20 protein-coding genes and 2 tRNA genes are annotated in these 14,440 nt (G+C 68.1%); 11 read left to right on the top strand and 11 right to left on the bottom strand.

Annotation, left to right across the window (positions count from 1 at the left end; translation table 11 throughout):
- The first annotated feature begins 3 nt into the window (after positions 1-3).
- From B7495_RS09965 to B7495_RS09955, 3 genes are read left to right on the top strand one after another with little or no spacing between them, the layout of a single operon-like run.
- Complete coding sequence (locus B7495_RS09965) at positions 4-789, top strand: energy-coupling factor transporter transmembrane protein EcfT (RefSeq protein ID WP_088458024.1); 786 nt, start codon at positions 4-6, stop codon at positions 787-789.
- Positions 790-802: 13 nt separating this feature from the next.
- The gene (locus tag B7495_RS09960) at positions 803-1,369 is read left to right on the top strand and encodes an ATP-binding protein (protein WP_240632190.1); all 567 of its coding nucleotides are present in this window, start codon (positions 803-805) and stop codon (positions 1,367-1,369) included.
- 34 nt (positions 1,370-1,403) lie between these two features.
- Positions 1,404-1,664 carry a hypothetical protein gene (locus B7495_RS09955; RefSeq protein WP_088456427.1) on the top strand — a complete coding sequence of 87 codons (261 nt, stop codon included), beginning with the start codon at positions 1,404-1,406 and terminating at the stop codon, positions 1,662-1,664.
- A gap of 22 nt (positions 1,665-1,686) precedes the next feature.
- Here the strand turns inward: B7495_RS09955 and B7495_RS09950 are convergent, their stop codons facing one another.
- The 4 genes from B7495_RS09950 to orn all read right to left on the bottom strand — a co-directional run bounded on the left by B7495_RS09950 (position 1,687) and on the right by orn (position 4,204).
- Positions 1,687-3,009: a D-alanyl-D-alanine carboxypeptidase family protein gene (locus B7495_RS09950; protein WP_088456426.1), complete on the bottom strand. Its 1,323-nt coding sequence runs from the start codon at positions 3,007-3,009 to the stop codon at positions 1,687-1,689.
- Between the two features lie 34 nt (positions 3,010-3,043).
- Complete coding sequence (locus B7495_RS09945; RefSeq protein WP_088456425.1) at positions 3,044-3,394, bottom strand: metallopeptidase family protein; 351 nt, start codon at positions 3,392-3,394, stop codon at positions 3,044-3,046.
- Positions 3,395-3,461: 67 nt separating this feature from the next.
- Positions 3,462-3,537 (bottom strand) — tRNA-His (locus B7495_RS09940).
- 46 nt (positions 3,538-3,583) lie between these two features.
- The gene (gene orn, locus B7495_RS09935) at positions 3,584-4,204 is read right to left on the bottom strand and encodes an oligoribonuclease (RefSeq protein WP_088456424.1); all 621 of its coding nucleotides are present in this window, start codon (positions 4,202-4,204) and stop codon (positions 3,584-3,586) included.
- Between the two features lie 74 nt (positions 4,205-4,278).
- Here orn and B7495_RS09930 point away from each other — a divergent pair, with 74 nt between their 5' ends.
- The 3 genes from B7495_RS09930 to B7495_RS09920 all read left to right on the top strand — a co-directional run bounded on the left by B7495_RS09930 (position 4,279) and on the right by B7495_RS09920 (position 4,893).
- Positions 4,279-4,497 (top strand): SCO4848 family membrane protein, encoded by a 219-nt coding sequence (locus tag B7495_RS09930; RefSeq protein WP_088456423.1) that lies wholly within the window; start codon positions 4,279-4,281, stop codon positions 4,495-4,497.
- 8 nt (positions 4,498-4,505) lie between these two features.
- Positions 4,506-4,766, top strand: a complete 261-nt coding sequence (locus B7495_RS09925; RefSeq protein ID WP_088456422.1) for a thioredoxin domain-containing protein — start codon at positions 4,506-4,508, stop codon at positions 4,764-4,766.
- A 54-nt stretch (positions 4,767-4,820) separates the two neighbouring features.
- Positions 4,821-4,893, top strand: a tRNA-Arg gene (locus B7495_RS09920).
- 55 nt (positions 4,894-4,948) lie between these two features.
- Here the strand turns inward: B7495_RS09920 and B7495_RS09915 are convergent.
- The gene (locus tag B7495_RS09915) at positions 4,949-5,176 is read right to left on the bottom strand and encodes a sulfurtransferase TusA family protein (protein WP_088456421.1); all 228 of its coding nucleotides are present in this window, start codon (positions 5,174-5,176) and stop codon (positions 4,949-4,951) included.
- A gap of 63 nt (positions 5,177-5,239) precedes the next feature.
- The gene (locus B7495_RS09910; RefSeq protein WP_088456420.1) at positions 5,240-6,328 is read right to left on the bottom strand and encodes a YeeE/YedE family protein; all 1,089 of its coding nucleotides are present in this window, start codon (positions 6,326-6,328) and stop codon (positions 5,240-5,242) included.
- 159 nt (positions 6,329-6,487) lie between these two features.
- Here B7495_RS09910 and nadE point away from each other — a divergent pair, with 159 nt between their 5' ends.
- The gene (gene nadE, locus B7495_RS09905) at positions 6,488-7,309 is read left to right on the top strand and encodes an ammonia-dependent NAD(+) synthetase (protein WP_088456419.1); all 822 of its coding nucleotides are present in this window, start codon (positions 6,488-6,490) and stop codon (positions 7,307-7,309) included.
- 100 nt (positions 7,310-7,409) lie between these two features.
- On the opposite strand, the gene B7495_RS09900 is transcribed toward nadE, so the two are convergent.
- The 4 genes from B7495_RS09900 to B7495_RS09885 form a co-directional block, all read right to left on the bottom strand.
- Positions 7,410-8,096, bottom strand: coding sequence for a hypothetical protein (locus B7495_RS09900; protein ID WP_240632189.1), 687 nt, complete (start codon positions 8,094-8,096; stop codon positions 7,410-7,412).
- Between the two features lie 143 nt (positions 8,097-8,239).
- Positions 8,240-9,058: an EI24 domain-containing protein gene (locus tag B7495_RS09895; RefSeq protein ID WP_088456418.1), complete on the bottom strand. Its 819-nt coding sequence runs from the start codon at positions 9,056-9,058 to the stop codon at positions 8,240-8,242.
- Positions 9,059-9,090: 32 nt separating this feature from the next.
- Positions 9,091-9,432 (bottom strand): hypothetical protein, encoded by a 342-nt coding sequence (locus B7495_RS09890; protein ID WP_134498488.1) that lies wholly within the window; start codon positions 9,430-9,432, stop codon positions 9,091-9,093.
- Positions 9,433-9,525: 93 nt separating this feature from the next.
- Entirely contained in the window at positions 9,526-10,533 is a 1,008-nt protein-coding gene (locus B7495_RS09885) for an aldo/keto reductase (protein ID WP_088456416.1), read from the bottom strand.
- Positions 10,534-10,731: 198 nt separating this feature from the next.
- Here B7495_RS09885 and B7495_RS09880 point away from each other — a divergent pair, with 198 nt between their 5' ends.
- Genes B7495_RS09880 through B7495_RS09865 form a run of 4 tightly spaced genes read left to right on the top strand, consistent with a single transcriptional unit; the run spans position 10,732 to position 13,975 of the window.
- Entirely contained in the window at positions 10,732-11,250 is a 519-nt protein-coding gene (locus B7495_RS09880) for a single-stranded DNA-binding protein (RefSeq protein ID WP_088456415.1), read from the top strand.
- Between the two features lie 46 nt (positions 11,251-11,296).
- A complete protein-coding gene (locus B7495_RS09875) occupies positions 11,297-11,803 on the top strand; it encodes a hypothetical protein (protein WP_370028121.1) in 507 nt (168 codons plus the stop codon).
- Between the two features lie 5 nt (positions 11,804-11,808).
- Positions 11,809-13,491, top strand: a complete 1,683-nt coding sequence (gene ettA, locus B7495_RS09870) for an energy-dependent translational throttle protein EttA (RefSeq protein WP_088456413.1) — start codon at positions 11,809-11,811, stop codon at positions 13,489-13,491.
- Between the two features lie 7 nt (positions 13,492-13,498).
- Complete coding sequence (locus B7495_RS09865; protein WP_088456412.1) at positions 13,499-13,975, top strand: thioesterase family protein; 477 nt, start codon at positions 13,499-13,501, stop codon at positions 13,973-13,975.
- 23 nt (positions 13,976-13,998) lie between these two features.
- Here the strand turns inward: B7495_RS09865 and B7495_RS09860 are convergent, their stop codons facing one another.
- A complete protein-coding gene (locus B7495_RS09860) occupies positions 13,999-14,415 on the bottom strand; it encodes a ubiquinol-cytochrome c reductase iron-sulfur subunit (protein ID WP_088456411.1) in 417 nt (138 codons plus the stop codon).
- Positions 14,416-14,440: the final 25 nt, after the last annotated feature.

Raw genomic sequence — 14,440 nt, 5'->3', positions numbered from 1 at the left:
CTGATGACGCAGGAGATCCGGCCCAGTGCGATCGCCGGAGTGAACCCGGTCGCCAAACTCGCCGTGGCGCTGCTGATCAGCTGCGCCCTGATGCTGTCCATCGATTGGGTCTCGGCCGCGGTCGCCCTCGCACTCGAGGCTGTGCTGCTGGCCTGGTGCGGGCTGAGCGCCCGCCAGTTCTGGCTTCGCACCGCACCGGTGTGGATCGCCGTTCCCTTCGCCGTGCTCACCACCGTGCTCTACGGACAGGACTCCGGCGCCGTGCTGTTCAGCGCCGGCTTCGTATCGGTGACCGAGGGGTCCGTGGCCCTGGCCCTGGCGATCGGGTTGCGGATCCTGGCCATCGGCATCCCCGGGATCGTGCTGTTGGCCACCACCGATCCCACCGACCTCGGCGACGGCCTCGCGCAGGTGCTGCGCCTGCCGGCCCGGTTCGTGCTCGGCGCCCTGGCCGGGCTGCGCCTGGTGGGCATGTTCATCGACGACTGGCACTCCCTGGCCCTGGCCAGGCGGGCCCGCGGGGTGGGCGACGGCGGCGGCCTGCGCGGCCGCGCCCGCCGGTTCGGCGGACTCGCCTTCGCTCTGCTGGTTCTTTCGGTGCGACGGGGCAGCAAACTCGCCACGGCCATGGAGGCCCGGGGTTTCGGCAGCGACGAACCGCGCACCTGGGCCAGGGAGTCGGTCTTCGGCGTGCGCGACACACTGGTCGTCCTCATCGGGGCTGCCATCGCCGCCGCGGCGATCTCGGCAGCTGTTCTGGCGGGGACGTGGCATTTTGTGCTCGCCTGACCTGGTCGCACCGGTGCTCGCCGCCGTCAGGGCGCTGAACCGCAATCCGGTCGGCGACCGGGCCGTGATCCTCATCGACGGTCCCAGCGGCGCGGGCAAGAGCACCCTCGCCGACGCCGTGCTGGCCGCCTGGCCGGGACCGGTGGCGCCGACACTGGTGCGCCTCGATGACATCTACCCGGGCTGGGGCGGGCTGGACGCCGCCATCGACCACGTCGGCCGGCTGGTGCTCGGCGCCCGGCACGCCGGCCGGCCGGCCGCCTGGCAGCGGTACGACTGGGCGGCGGCGGTCCCGGCCGAATGGCATAGCGTCGACCCCGACCGGCCGCTCGTGATCGAGGGCTGCGGTGCCCTGGCCCGGGCGCACGCGTCCCTGAGCGACGTCAGGGTGTGGCTGGATGCCGACGACGGCATCCGCAAGCGGCGGGCGTTGGCCCGTGACGGCGGCGGGTTCGAGGCGCACTGGGACCAGTGGCAGCACGACTGGGAGGCCTACCGAGCCAGGGAGCAGCCCCAACTATCGGCCGGCGTCAGTCTCACGGGCACCCCGCCTGGGCTTGGGCGCTCCGGCGGCGCCTGAGGCGAAAACCGGGCCTGAGCAGTAAGTTGGGGTCATGACTACCCCGCAGAGTGAGAACACCGAGTACACCGTGGAATTCGTGGACGGTCCCCTCGAGGGCCAGACCGACAGCCGCGTGCTCCTGCACGGCAAGCACGACGCCCGGATCAGCATGGTCGCCGCCGTCGACAGCATGGAATCGCTGTTCTGGTACGACGAGGTCGACAGTCGAGAGGTGCAGGGCAAGCTGCACGTGCGCTACGCCTTCGACTCGTCGGACAGCGATCCCGTCGAATCTGACGACGCTCCGGTCTGAACCGGTTACGCCCACCCGCTGACTACCAGCTGGCGACGAGGGCGCTGACCACGGGGACCGGGTGCAGCAGGCGCCAGCCCGGACCCGGGTCGGTCAGACTGCTGTCGAGCTCCAACGTCGACGAGACGCTCTCCCCGAACGCATCCACCGTGACCCGGCCGATCTTGGCTCCCGCACGCCCCGTCGTGACGTCGTCGAGCGTCACGACAGGGTCGGTGCCGGCGGCGGCCTGCCAGCCGAAGCGGGTCTTGGGGGTGGCGACGACGGCATCGGCCGAATCGCCCCACGCCGTCGTGAGGGTCGCGTATCCGTCACCCTCCGCCAGGATCGGAAGCTCCGTGACCCCCGCCCGCGCCGAGGCCATCAGGGCCGTCAGGTCGGCCGTGAGGGTGTCGTAGTCCGGTTCGCCCAGGAAGGCACCCGCGAAGGTGAAGGCCTTCTCGCCGGCGACGACGGTGCCGGTGAACAGGAAGCAGACCCCGCCGGATTCGGTGTAGCTGCGCGAGATACCGGTGATCCCCTCTTCGGGCAGATACTCCGTGGTGTTCCTGACGCCGCGCTGGCCGACCAGAGCGGATGCCGGCTGCGCGATGATGTCCGCGACCACGGGGTTCGTCGCGGCCAGGCCCGCGACGCGCGCCAAGTCGGTGCCGGTCCCGGCGCTGCCGTCGAGGAGGCCGTTGGCGTCGACCACCGTGGTGTTCGGCATGCCGTTGGCGGCCAGCCAGGCGTTGGCGGCGATGAGGTAGGCGTCGACGGAGCCGAACGCCCAGCGGGCCAGGGTGTCGGCGTGGTTATTGCTGGAGCCGAGGATCATGGCCTGCAGCATCTCGCGCTCGGTCCAGCTCTCGCCGGGAAACACGATGACGGTGCGGGCATCCTGGGCCGTGTAGTCGAGGTAATCCTGGTAGTCGGCGGTGACCAAGGAGTAGGCCGGTCCGGGTTCGCCGGCCGCGAGGGGCTTGGCGTCCAGCACGACGAGGGCCGTGATGATCTTGGCGGCGGATGCCATCGGCACCGGGTCGCTGCCGCCGCCGATGGCAATGGTGTCCACGCCGAGCGTCGCGGGTGCGGGCTCGACGGGGTCGCCGCCGGTCGCGGTGTCGTTCGTAGCGGTGTCGTCCGTAGCGGTGTCGTCCACCGCGGTGACGGCGAGCAGCCCACTGGAGCCGGCGGCGGGCAGCACCGGGGTGGACGCCGGCACGGCACTGTTCGGAGCGGTGACGGTGACCGTGGCGCTGGGCAGCGGGCCGAGCAACGTGGCCGGCCCATACACCCCGATCATCAAGATCACGAGAGTTCCCACCGAGATACCGAGGACACGGCCAGGTCGAAATCTACTCATGGTTCAGGGTAGCCGACCGCGCTCAGGCTGCGGCTCACGCCCAACCCAGCTCGTGCAGCCTGTCGTCGTCGATGCCGTAGAAATGCGCGATCTCGTGAACGAGGGTCACGTGAACCTCGTCGGGCAGCTCGTCCAGATCCTCGACGATGGCCAGCAGCGGTTCGCGGAACAGAATGATGCGGTCGGGCATCTCACCGAAACCGTACTGGCCGCGTTCGGTGAGGGCGACGCCGTCGTAGAGGCCCAGGGTGTCCAGGGTGCCGTCCTCTGGACGGTCCTCGACGACGAAGATCACGTTCTCGAGGCCGTCGACCATGTCGTCGGGGAGCAGATCGAGCTGATCGATGACGAGTCGTTCGAAGTCGTCGTGGCTGAGCGTGAGCATCCACTCAGCATGCCATGTGGCGCACGCAAAAAGTCCCGGCCTGTTGGGCCGGGACTTCTTGTTTCATTGGGGTGAGTAACGGGGCTTGAACCCGCGACCTCCTGGACCACAACCAGGCGCTCTACCAGCTGAGCTATACCCACCAAGTGCCGCTCCGCTTTCTCAAGCGAAGGCAACTCAAGAATTCTATTACACGTTTTGGGTGAAGATGTTCACAACGGCCGTTGCGTGCGATTTTGCTTCCGCACTCGTGGGTCCGGGGTCGGCCACGAACACGCTCTTGCGGTAGTAGGCGAGCTCACGGATGGACTCGAGGATGTCGGCGAGGGCGCGGTGGCCGCCGTCCTTGGCGGGTGCGTTGAAGTAAGCCCGCGGGAACCAGCGGTGGGCGAGTTCCTTGATCGAGGACACGTCGACGTTGCGGTAGTGCAACTGCTTGTCCAGGCGCGGCATGTACCGGGTCAGGAACGCCCGGTCGGTGCCGATCGAGTTTCCGGCCAGGGGCGCGCGCTGGTCTTCGGGGACGAAACGCAGGACGTACTCGAGCACCTGGTACTCAGCCTCGGCCACACTCACGCCGTTGGGGATCTCCTCGATCAGGCCGGAGGAGGTGTGCATGTTGCGCACGAAGTCGCCCATGTTCGCCAGGGCGGAGGCGTCGGGCTTGATCACGATGTCGAGGCCGGGGTCGAGAATGTTGAGGTCGAAGTCGGTGACGACCACCGCAATCTCCACCAATTCGTCATTGTTGATGTCGAGCCCGGTCATTTCACAATCGATCCATACCAACCGGTCACTGCTGTTTGTCATGGGGCGAGTCTAGCGGTGGGCCCCGACGCGGCTCCCTGATCGGCTCGCCGCCCGGCGCTCGTAGACTGATGACGATGCTTACAACACTCGCCATCCTGCTTCTGCTCAACGCCGTCTGGAACGTCGTGGTCTGGCCGCGCTTCTACAAGAGGGTCAGTCAGGACGGCAGGGCGCGGGATGAGTCCGGCAAGCCGACGTCGTTCCTGATCGTGCACGCGGTGCTGGTCGGGGTGTCGCTGCTGCTGGCCGCGGTTTCCGCGGTTGTGGCCGTTCTCGCCTTGGTCAACGGTTAGGAGCCGTCATGGAACTCATTTTCTTCTCCTCGGCATTCTGTGAGCCGTGCCTGCAGACCCGCGCTGTTCTGGCCGAGGTCGAACGGCTGGTGCCGGCCGCCACGGTGCGCGAGCTCGATGTGGCGCACGACAATGCCGAGGCCGAGGCCGCCGGAATCCGCAACACCCCCACGATCATCGTGCAGAACGCCGCCGGCGACGAGGTGTTCCGCGCCACGGGCGTTCCGACCCTCGCTCAGGTGCTCGTCGCAACGGCCAAGGCGCTCTGAACGCGCCGCCGCGGGGGCAGCGGTCCGGACTGCGGTATCGTTGAAGCGCTATGCGCCCCCGTAGCTCAGGGGATAGAGCAGGAGCCTTCTAATCTCTTTGTCGCAGGTTCGAATCCTGCCGGGGGCACAGCACAACCCCGCCGGTCCTGCCGGCGGGGTTGGTTTTTTCTGGGCGGCGGGACTCAGGCCTTCTGCACCGTGATGGTCCATGCCGCGCTGCCGACCCTGTCGAAGTTCGTCACGGGGTAGCCGGCCTCCGCCGCCCACCGCGGCAGTGCATCCGTCGCCTGGGTGCAGTCGAAGTTGATCACCAGCTCGTCGCCGATCGCCAGCAGGGCGATGGCTTCCTTGGCCTCCACGAGGGGGAACGGGCAGACCTGGCCGTCGGTTTCGAGAACGTGCTGAGCCATGATGGTTGTCTCCTTGCTGATCGGAACGGGGTGCTGCTAGGAAGTGGAGCGATCACCGGACCGTCACGAGCGCACCGATGCAGGTGCGGGCGCGGCGGGCGCGGATGCCTGGCCGGCGGCCGCCAGCCGGGCCTTGGACGGTCCCGTGATGAACAGCCGGGTCGCAGCGCCCACTCCCACGATCATGAACCCGAACGCCACCCAGCCCTGCAGCTGGAAGGTGGCGGTGTTGACCATCGCGTTGCCGATGGTGCAGCCGCCGGCCAGGCTGGCGCCGATGCCCATCAGCGCACCGCCGCCGATGCTGCGCACAGTGGTGAGCGCATCGGGAATCCGCACCCGGAATTCGCCGCTGGCCTTCGCGGCGATGAAGGAGCCCAGCAGGATGCCGATGACGAGGTAGACGCCCCAGTCGATCACTTCGGCGTCGCCGGCGACGAGGTAGTTGACGATGTTCGACGAGGGGCCCGTGATGCCCAGGCCCGCCTCGCGGCCGGTTGCCCAGCTGAGCGGCCACGCCACAATGGCGAGGACTCCGATGACCAGGGCGGTGCTGAAGGCGCCCCACTGCTTCTCGAAGAGTAGGTGGGCGATGCCCGTCCTGCGAGCGGGCAGGGTGGCCATCGGTGCGGCCGGACGGCGACGCAGGTGGTGGCGGGCCAGTGCGGCCACGGCCACGGCGAGAACCGCCACGAGGAGCCATGGTGACACGCCGAGGAGGCCGTGCACCGTGGACGCCTCGACGGTGACGCCGCGGGCGGCCGTAACGGCGGGGGCGAGCGCACCGGTCTTGGATACGGCGGAGAACAGAGCGTAGAAGATCAGGGCCAGCCAGCTGCCCACCAGGCCCTCACCGGCGCGGTAGTACGTTCCCGTCGCGCAACCGCCGGCCAGAACGATGGCAAAGCCGAAGATGAAGGCTCCGCCGATGGTGGAGAGCCATGGGAACGGGCTGGAAGACAGCGAGATGACGCCCAGGGCGTTGAGGGTGAAAACCCCCACGCTCTGCACGGCGATGACGATGAGGAACGCGGTGAGCCATCTCGTGTTGCCCGTGACCCACAGGTCCCGGAACGCCCCCGTGACACAGAACCGCCCCCGCTGCATGACAAATCCGAGGGCTATCCCCACGAGCAATCCGGTGACCAGCATGCAGCTTCCCCATTCGTTTCACCTCCGACGTGATGTCGGAAGCACCTCCGACGCTACGAGTTCGGCCGAGCGGCTCGGTCCAATGCGTCGCCGTGTGACCGGGCGGATGTGCAGGCGTCCTTCCGACATCCGCCCGCCGCGACTTGATAGATTCGTCAGATGCGAGAACAACAGGTGCGAATCATCAAGGAACTGCACGTGACCCCGGTCATCGACCCGGCCGCCGAGATTCGGCGGCGCATCGACTTCCTCAAGGACTACCTGCTTGCCAGCGGGGCGAAGGGGCTGATCCTCGGGATCAGCGGGGGACAGGACTCGTCCCTGGCCGGGCGTCTGTGCCAGCTGGCGATCGAAGAGCTCACCGTCGAGGGGCATGCCCTCCGGTTCGTGCCGGTGCGCCTGCCGTACGCGGTGCAGCGCGACGAGGACGACGCCCAACTCGCCCTGGAGTTCATTAATCCTGACTCGAACCTCACGTTCAACATCCAGCGTGCGGTGGATGGCTTCGAAGCCGAATTCGCCGTCAGCACCGGTACCCCGATGCCGGACTTCGACAAGGGCAACGTCAAGGCGCGCGCCCGGATGATCGCGCAGTACGCTCTCGCCGGCGCCCAGGGCCTGCTCGTGGTCGGCACCGACCATGCGGCGGAGGCGGTCACCGGGTTCTTCACCAAGTTCGGTGACGGCGGCGCGGATCTGCTGCCGCTGACCGGTCTGACCAAGCGCCAGGGCCGGCAGTTGCTGATGGCGCTCGGCGCCCCGGAGCAGCTCTACCTGAAGGCCCCGACCGCTGACCTGCTCGACGACAACCCCGGACAGACCGACGAGGCGAACCTGGGAATGCAATACGAGCACATCGACGACTTCCTCGAGGGCAAGCCCGTAGCGGACCACGTCGCCGAGGCCATTGAGCGGCGCTACCTGCGCACCGAGCACAAGCGCCAGGTGCCGGCATCCCTGTTCGACGACTGGTGGAAGTAGTCCGATCCGGCCCGCCGGTCCGCCGCTCTGTGAGCCGCAGCCTGGCAGCGAAAAACGCCGGTCCGCGTGAGCGGACCGGCGTTTTTCTGGATAGCGGGAACTAGGGGTGCGGCAGCGGCGCTGGACGCACTTCGAGGGCCTGAACGTCGTCCAGGAGGCGCTGGGTCTCCGTAGACGGAGACGCGGCCGGCGACGACACGGCCCCGGGGGGAGCCGCAGCGGGGACATAGCCGAGCGGCTGCGCGGTCGGAGCCTGTGCCGGTGCGGCGGGGGTCGCGAACTGGTCGTGGTGCTGCTTCGCCACCCAGGCATCCTGCTCGGCCAGGAGGCTCTTCTCGGTGGAGGTGTTCTGCGACTTCCAACGCTCGAGGTCGCCCTGGAAGATCTTGCGGGCCCGGGACGGCTTGTTCTGCCAGTCGATGAGGCGGTCGCGGAACTCCACGAGGGCCGGCTCGAGCTGGTAGCCGAAGGTGGCCGAGGTGCGCTTGAGCTCGGCGAGCTGGTGCGCTGCCCAGTCCGCCGCGACGCTCGATCCCTTGATCGGCAGCAGCCGGATCTGGATGTCGGCCATGCCAACGGCACGGTCGTTCATCACCTGCTCCTGCGGGGTGAGCGAGTTCCACACGGATGCCTCGGTCGCGGCATCCACGATCGATCCGATGGCCGCGGCCCGCAGCTCGCGATCGTGCTGGGCGAGCAGGCGCTTGATGGCCCCGCGTGCGATCCAGGCCGCCAGAAGGCTGGCCACGATAATGGCGACGATCAGCACGATTGCGCTGAAAATCATGGGCTGGTTCCTGGTCGCTGTGAGCCAGGTTACGAAATCATTCCACCACTGCATGTGCGGAACGCTACCTCGTGGGCCGGCGCATCCTAGGGAACCGTGGCGGCGTGGCCGATACGCGGTGTCAAACCGAGACTCCGGCGCGGTCAGGCCGTCCGGCCGGCCGACGCGCTGGTCGACCGCTCGAGGGCGTCGCGACTGAGCATTGCGGCACCCGCCACGGCGGAGGGCATGGCCACGATTGCGAAGAACGGCACGAGGAACAGCAGGTAGGACGCCGCTCCGAAGCCCAGCGCGATGCCGCGTCGCGTGCGCAGGGCGCGACGACGTTCGCGCACAGTGAACCCCCGAGCGTCGAAGGCGAATCCGGTGAGCTCGACCGCCAGCAACCAGCCGCCCAACAGGGCGCCGAGCACCGCCACCATGATCGGCCCCACCAACGGAATGAAGCCACAGGCCAACAGGAGCAGGCCCACACCGACGGCGGGGATCAGGAGCCGGAGGCCGTCGCCGATGGCACGGCCCAGGGATCCCCAGAAGCCGCGCTCCGGTGCGGTGGGTGGGTTGCCGAGGTTGGTCTCGACGGCGCGCCAGATGCGTTCGTAGAACGGGTCGCCGACGATCAGGGTCACGGCAGTGAACGTGTAGACCACGAAGAGGGCGGCCACGAGCACGAAGACCAGCGCCGCAGCCACCCGCGTCGTGAGGATGACGGGCTCGGCCCAGCCGTCGGCGAACGGGGTCGCCCACGTGACGATCGAGGTGAGGTTGACGAGCAGAAGCACGATGCCGACGAGGTACACGGCACCGACCGCCACCGCCGGCAGCGCGCCGAGCAGCATCAGCTTCGGGGAGGTGATCCACATGCCGAAACCACGACCCAGGTACCCCACCCCCGCCAGGAGGTCGGGAACCAGCCCCTGCCGGGCCGGAACTGGGGGGACGGGAGTGGGCTGGGGCAACATCGTTTCAGCGTACCGGGGTGGGTACGGCGGAGTCAGCGAAAGCAGTCAGCCGCGTCATCGATGCGCCAGAAGGCACCGAGCTCGATGCGCCTGGTGGGCATCACCAGGCGCCGGGCGAGGTACCGCTCGCCGTCGGCGTGCGTCTCACGCTCGATGTGCCCCAGTACCGCGCCGGACCGGTCGACGACCCGCCACAGCCCGTCGCGCACGGCGACCAGGCTGGGACCGCTCGACCGGGCGGAGTTGCTCGGCCGGGCCGGGCCGGCGGCGTGGGCGATGGTCGTGCGTCGTGCGGTTGCGGGGAGAACAGTCCGGGGTTGGACAGCTCTGGCTGCAGTGCTCATGGTGGCGGTGCTCATGGTCCCAGTGCTCATGGTGTGCTCCAATGCGAGGGCGGATGCCGTTGGCCTTACCGTAGAACCGGCCACCGACATCCACCCCTCGCCCCTGCCTGGGACCGGCGTGGCTTAGTTCATGCCGGTGCCGTGTACCGCGTACGGCTCGATGGCGGCGATCTCATCGGCGTCCAGCGCCGGCGCCTCGAGCGCCGCCACGGTCTGCTCGAGCTGGCCGATGCTGCTGGCCCCCACGAGCACGCTGGTGACCTGCGGTTGGCGCAGGATCCAGGTGACCGCGAGCTGGGCCAGGGTCTGGCCGCGGTCGGCCGCAATGGCGTTCAGGGCGCGGGCGCGCTCAAGGTAGGTCGCGTTGAGGGAGCTCTCGTTCAGGAACCGGCTCGTGGCCACCCGGGAGTCCGACGGCACCGCACCGTCGAGGTAGCGGTCGGTGAGCAGACCCTGGGCGAGGGGGGAGAACACGATGCTGCCCATGCCGAGGTCGTCGAGCACCGGGAAGAGTCCCTCTTCGATGTGCCGGTCGAACATCGAGTAGCGCGGCTGGTGGATCAGCAGCGGGATCTTGTGCTCGGCCAGGGCGGCGTAGGCCGCTACGGTCTGCTCCGGGCTGTAGTTCGAGATGCCCGCGTAGAGGGCCTTGCCCGACTGCACCGCGGTGGCCAGGGCGCCCATGGTCTCCTCGATAGGGGTCTCGGGATCGGGGCGGTGGGAGTAGAAGATGTCGACGTAGTCCATTCCCAGCCGGCCGAGGCTGGCATCCAGCGACGACAGCAGGTATTTTCGCGAGCCGAAGTCGCCGTAGGGGCCTGCCCACATGTCGTAACCGGCCTTGCTGGAGATGATCATCTCGTCGCGATACCCACGGAAGTCCTCGGCGAAGATGCGCCCGAAGTTGGTTTCGGCGGAACCGGGAGGCGGGCCGTAGTTGTTGGCCAGGTCGAAGTGCGTCACGCCGAGGTCGAATGCCCGGCGCAGGATGCCGCGTTGGGTGTCGATCGGGCGTTCGTGGCCGAAGTTGTGCCACAACCCCAGCGACAGGGCGGGCAGCTTCAGGCCGCTGCGCCCGGTTCGGCGGTAGGGCATCTCGGAATAACGGTTCTCTGCAGCATCGAAGGTCATGGTCTCACTCTAGATCCGCGCTTCCTCCCCAGGCGGCTGCGGCTCGGGTTCTGCACACCCTGGACGGCCGGCCCCAGAGGAGGTGCCGGAACGGGGAGGGTGAATGCAGCGCGGCCCGGGAACACGAACCCGGCACGAGGACTGCTCCCGGGTCGCGTTCGATACCTCCATCAGCCTCGTGCCGCCCAGGAGACTCCCGTGACCGACACCATAGCCCTGACCGGAATCGTGGCCACCACACCGCGGCACCTCGTCACCAGTTCCGGCCTGGCCATCACCTCATTCCGGCTGGCCTGCCGGCAACGCCGTTACGACAGGGTGAAGAACGCCTGGGTGGACGCCGACACCAATTGGTACACCGTCTCCAGCTTTCGGCAGCTCGCCCACAACGTGGAGCGGTCCGTGCACAAGGGCGAGCCGGTGCTCGTGACCGGGCGCCTGCGCATCCGGGACTGGGAGAACGAGGACCGTACGGGCACCTCGGTGGAGGTGGAGGCCGACGCCGTGGGCCACAACCTGACGTGGGGAACGACGGCGCTGATGCGAAGCACCGCCCCGTCCGCCGCCGAGCAGCGGGATGCGGACCCAGCGGGCGGCGCAACGGGCGGCACAGCGAGCGGCACTGCGGGCGAGGCCACGGCCGCGCCGGCCGAACCGGATGCCGCGCCGGCCGAACCTGACACCGGGCAGGGGGAATCGGAAACACGGTCCGCTTAGACTCGACTTCTCGGTCGCAGCGTGCGGCGGTGGGGGAGGACTACGCGTGGCCTGGATTTTGGACGCACCCGTGCGGCACAGCCGCAGAGCGACGATCTGGGCAACATGTCTTGTCCTCGGCCTGGGCCTGGCCGGATGCTCCGCCGCCCCCGTCGACCGCCCGACGCCGACAGCGACAGCGCCCGCGACCGCAAGCCCAACCCCGACGGAGGTTGCTCCGCCGGCGCTCATGCCTGAGGGCACCGCCGCCGAGAACCTGCCCTACTTCGACTCGGTCATCACCGCGGCGCTCGCCGCCGACCCCAACGTCGCCGGCCGCAGCTACATCGACGCCCTGGTCGCCGCCGGCTTCGACAAGACAACGATGGAGGTCACCGCCGACACCACCACCAAGGGTGAACCGGCGGACTCCATCCAGTTCTCCGTGAACATCGCCGGAGAGTGCCTGATCGGCCAGAACGGTCCCTCCACCGGCGGCTACCACAGCGTCGTCGCCCCCCTGCTCGCAACCGGAACGTGTCTCGTGGGAGCCACGCGCCAAATAGACTGGTAAACACTATGGCTGAATTCATTTACTCGATGGTGCGTGCGCGCAAGGCAATCGGCGACAAACTCATCCTCGACGACGTCACAATGTCGTTCTTCCCCGGAGCCAAGATCGGTGTGGTGGGCCCCAACGGTGCCGGTAAGTCCACGATCCTGAAGATCATGGCCGGGCTCGATACCCCGAGCAACGGTGAGGCCAGGCTTTCGCCGGGCTACTCCGTCGGCATCCTCATGCAGGAGCCGGAGCTCGACGAGACCAAGACCGTGCTGGAGAACGTGCAGGAAGGCGTTGGCCCGATCAAGGCCAAGGTTGACAGGTTCAACGAGATCAGCGCCGCGCTGGCCGAACCCGACGCGGACTTCGACACCCTGCTCGCCGAAATGGGAACCCTGCAGGAAGAGATCGACGCCGCCGACGCCTGGGACCTCGATTCCCAGCTCGAGCAGGCCATGGATGCGCTGCGCACCCCGCCGGGCGACTACCCCGTCGTCGACCTCTCCGGTGGTGAGAAGCGCCGCGTGGCGCTCTGCAAGCTCCTGCTGCAGAAGCCCGATCTGCTCCTCCTGGACGAACCGACTAACCACCTCGACGCTGAAAGCGTGCTGTGGCTCGAGCAGCACCTCGCCAAGTACCCCGGCGCCGTGCTCGCCGTCACCCACGACCGGTACTTCCTCGACCACGTGGCCGAGTGGATCGCCGAGATCGACCGCGGCCACCTGTACCCCTACGAGGGCAACTACTCCACCTACCTGGAGAAGAAGCAGGAGCGCCTGCAGGTGCAGGGCAAGAAGGACGCCAAGCTTTCCAAGCGTCTCGCCGAGGAACTCGAATGGGTGCGCTCCAACGCAAAGGGCCGTCAGGCCAAGTCGAAGGCCCGCCTGGCCCGCTACGAGGAGATGGTGAACGAGGCCGAGCGCGGACGCAAGCTCGACTTCGAAGACATCCAGATCCCCGTCGGCCCCCGCCTGGGCGCCCAGGTCATCGACGCCAAGAAGCTCAAGAAGGGCTTCGGCGACCGGGTGCTGGTCGAAGATCTCTCCTTCACCCTGCCGCGTAACGGCATCGTCGGCGTGATCGGCCCGAACGGTGTCGGTAAGACGACATTGTTCAAGACCATCGTGGGCCTCGAGCCGCTGGATGCCGGTGACCTCAAGATCGGCGAGACCGTCGACATCTCCTACGTCGACCAGAGCCGTGGCGGCATCGACCCGAACAAGTCGCTGTGGGAGGTCGTCTCCGACGGCCAGGACTATATCCAGGTCGGCAAGACCGAGGTGCCGTCTCGCGCCTACGTGTCCACGTTCGGCTTCAAGGGCCCCGACCAGCAGAAGAAGGCCGGTGTGCTCTCCGGTGGTGAGCGCAACCGCCTGAACCTGGCGCTGACGCTCAAGCAGGGCGGCAACCTGTTGCTGCTCGACGAACCGACTAACGACCTCGACGTCGAAACCCTCGGTTCGCTCGAGAACGCGCTGCTCGAGTTCCCCGGCTGCGCCGTGGTCATCACTCACGACCGGTGGTTCCTCGACCGCATCGCCACGCACATCCTCTCGTATGAGGGCACCGCTGAGGCGCCGGGGAACTGGTACTGGTTCGAGGGCAACTTCGAGTCCTACGAGCAGAACAAGATCGAGCGACTAGGCCCGGACGCGGCCAAGCCGCACCGGTCCGCATACCGCAAACTGACGCGCGACTAGGAACCCCATGCGGCTGCACGTTCCCATCCGGCTGCGCTGGTCGGACCTCGACGCCTACGCCCACGTGAACAACGCCGAGATGCTGCGCCTCCTAGAGGAGGCGCGCATCCAGGCGTTCTGGGTCAACGACGAGGCGGCCGGTGCATCGGGTGCGCGGGGAACCGCGGTGCTGGACGGGCGGCCGGGGGCGGCGACGCTGACCCTGATCGCCCGGATGGAGATCGAGTACCTCGCGCCGATCCCGTATCTGCGGGAGCCCATCGACGTGCAGCTGTGGATCGGCAAGCTCGGCGGCGCAAGCCTTGACGTGTGTTACGAGGTATACGGACCGGCCGGGCAGGAGTCCGCGCGGCTGTACGCCCGCGCGACCACCACGATCGTGCTGGTGGACGCGGCGACGGAGCGCCCCCGCAAGATCAACGACGTCGAACGAGCCGCCTGGACCCCATACCTGGAGCCCGCGGTCCCCTTCACCCGCAAGTAGCCCCGCTCACGAGCGCGAACGGGTCAGCCGGCGAGGACCTTGTCGCCGTCGAGGGTGACCGTGACCGCCGGGAGGGGGTCGGTGGCTGGTCCCTGGATGACCGCGCCGGTGGCGGTGTCGAAGAGAGACTTGTGGCAAGGGCAGTTCAGGCCCTTCTTCTCCGGAACCACGATGCAGCCCTGATGGGTGCAGATGGCGCTGAACGCCACGACCTCGCCGGCGGTGGGCTGCGACACGATGATCTGCGCACCATCGAACATGACAGCGATGGCGCCGCCAACGGGGATGTCGGAGAGTACCGCGACCTCGGCGGGTGAGGCCGTGCCGGCGTCGGTATCCGTGTTCGGGTCGCCGGGTGCGCAGGCGGCCAGGGCCAGGGCGGTACCGGCGCCTCCGGCGACGAGCAGGGTGCGACGGGTGAGGTCAGCGTCGTGGGTCATGATGCTCCTACTGGCTCGGACAGGT

This window comes from Cryobacterium sp. LW097 (assembly GCF_002205495.2).
Taxonomy (GTDB): domain Bacteria; phylum Actinomycetota; class Actinomycetes; order Actinomycetales; family Microbacteriaceae; genus Cryobacterium; species Cryobacterium zongtaii.
The sequence above is the reverse complement of the archived record's forward strand: the minus strand, read 5'-3'. Positions and strand labels throughout refer to the sequence as shown.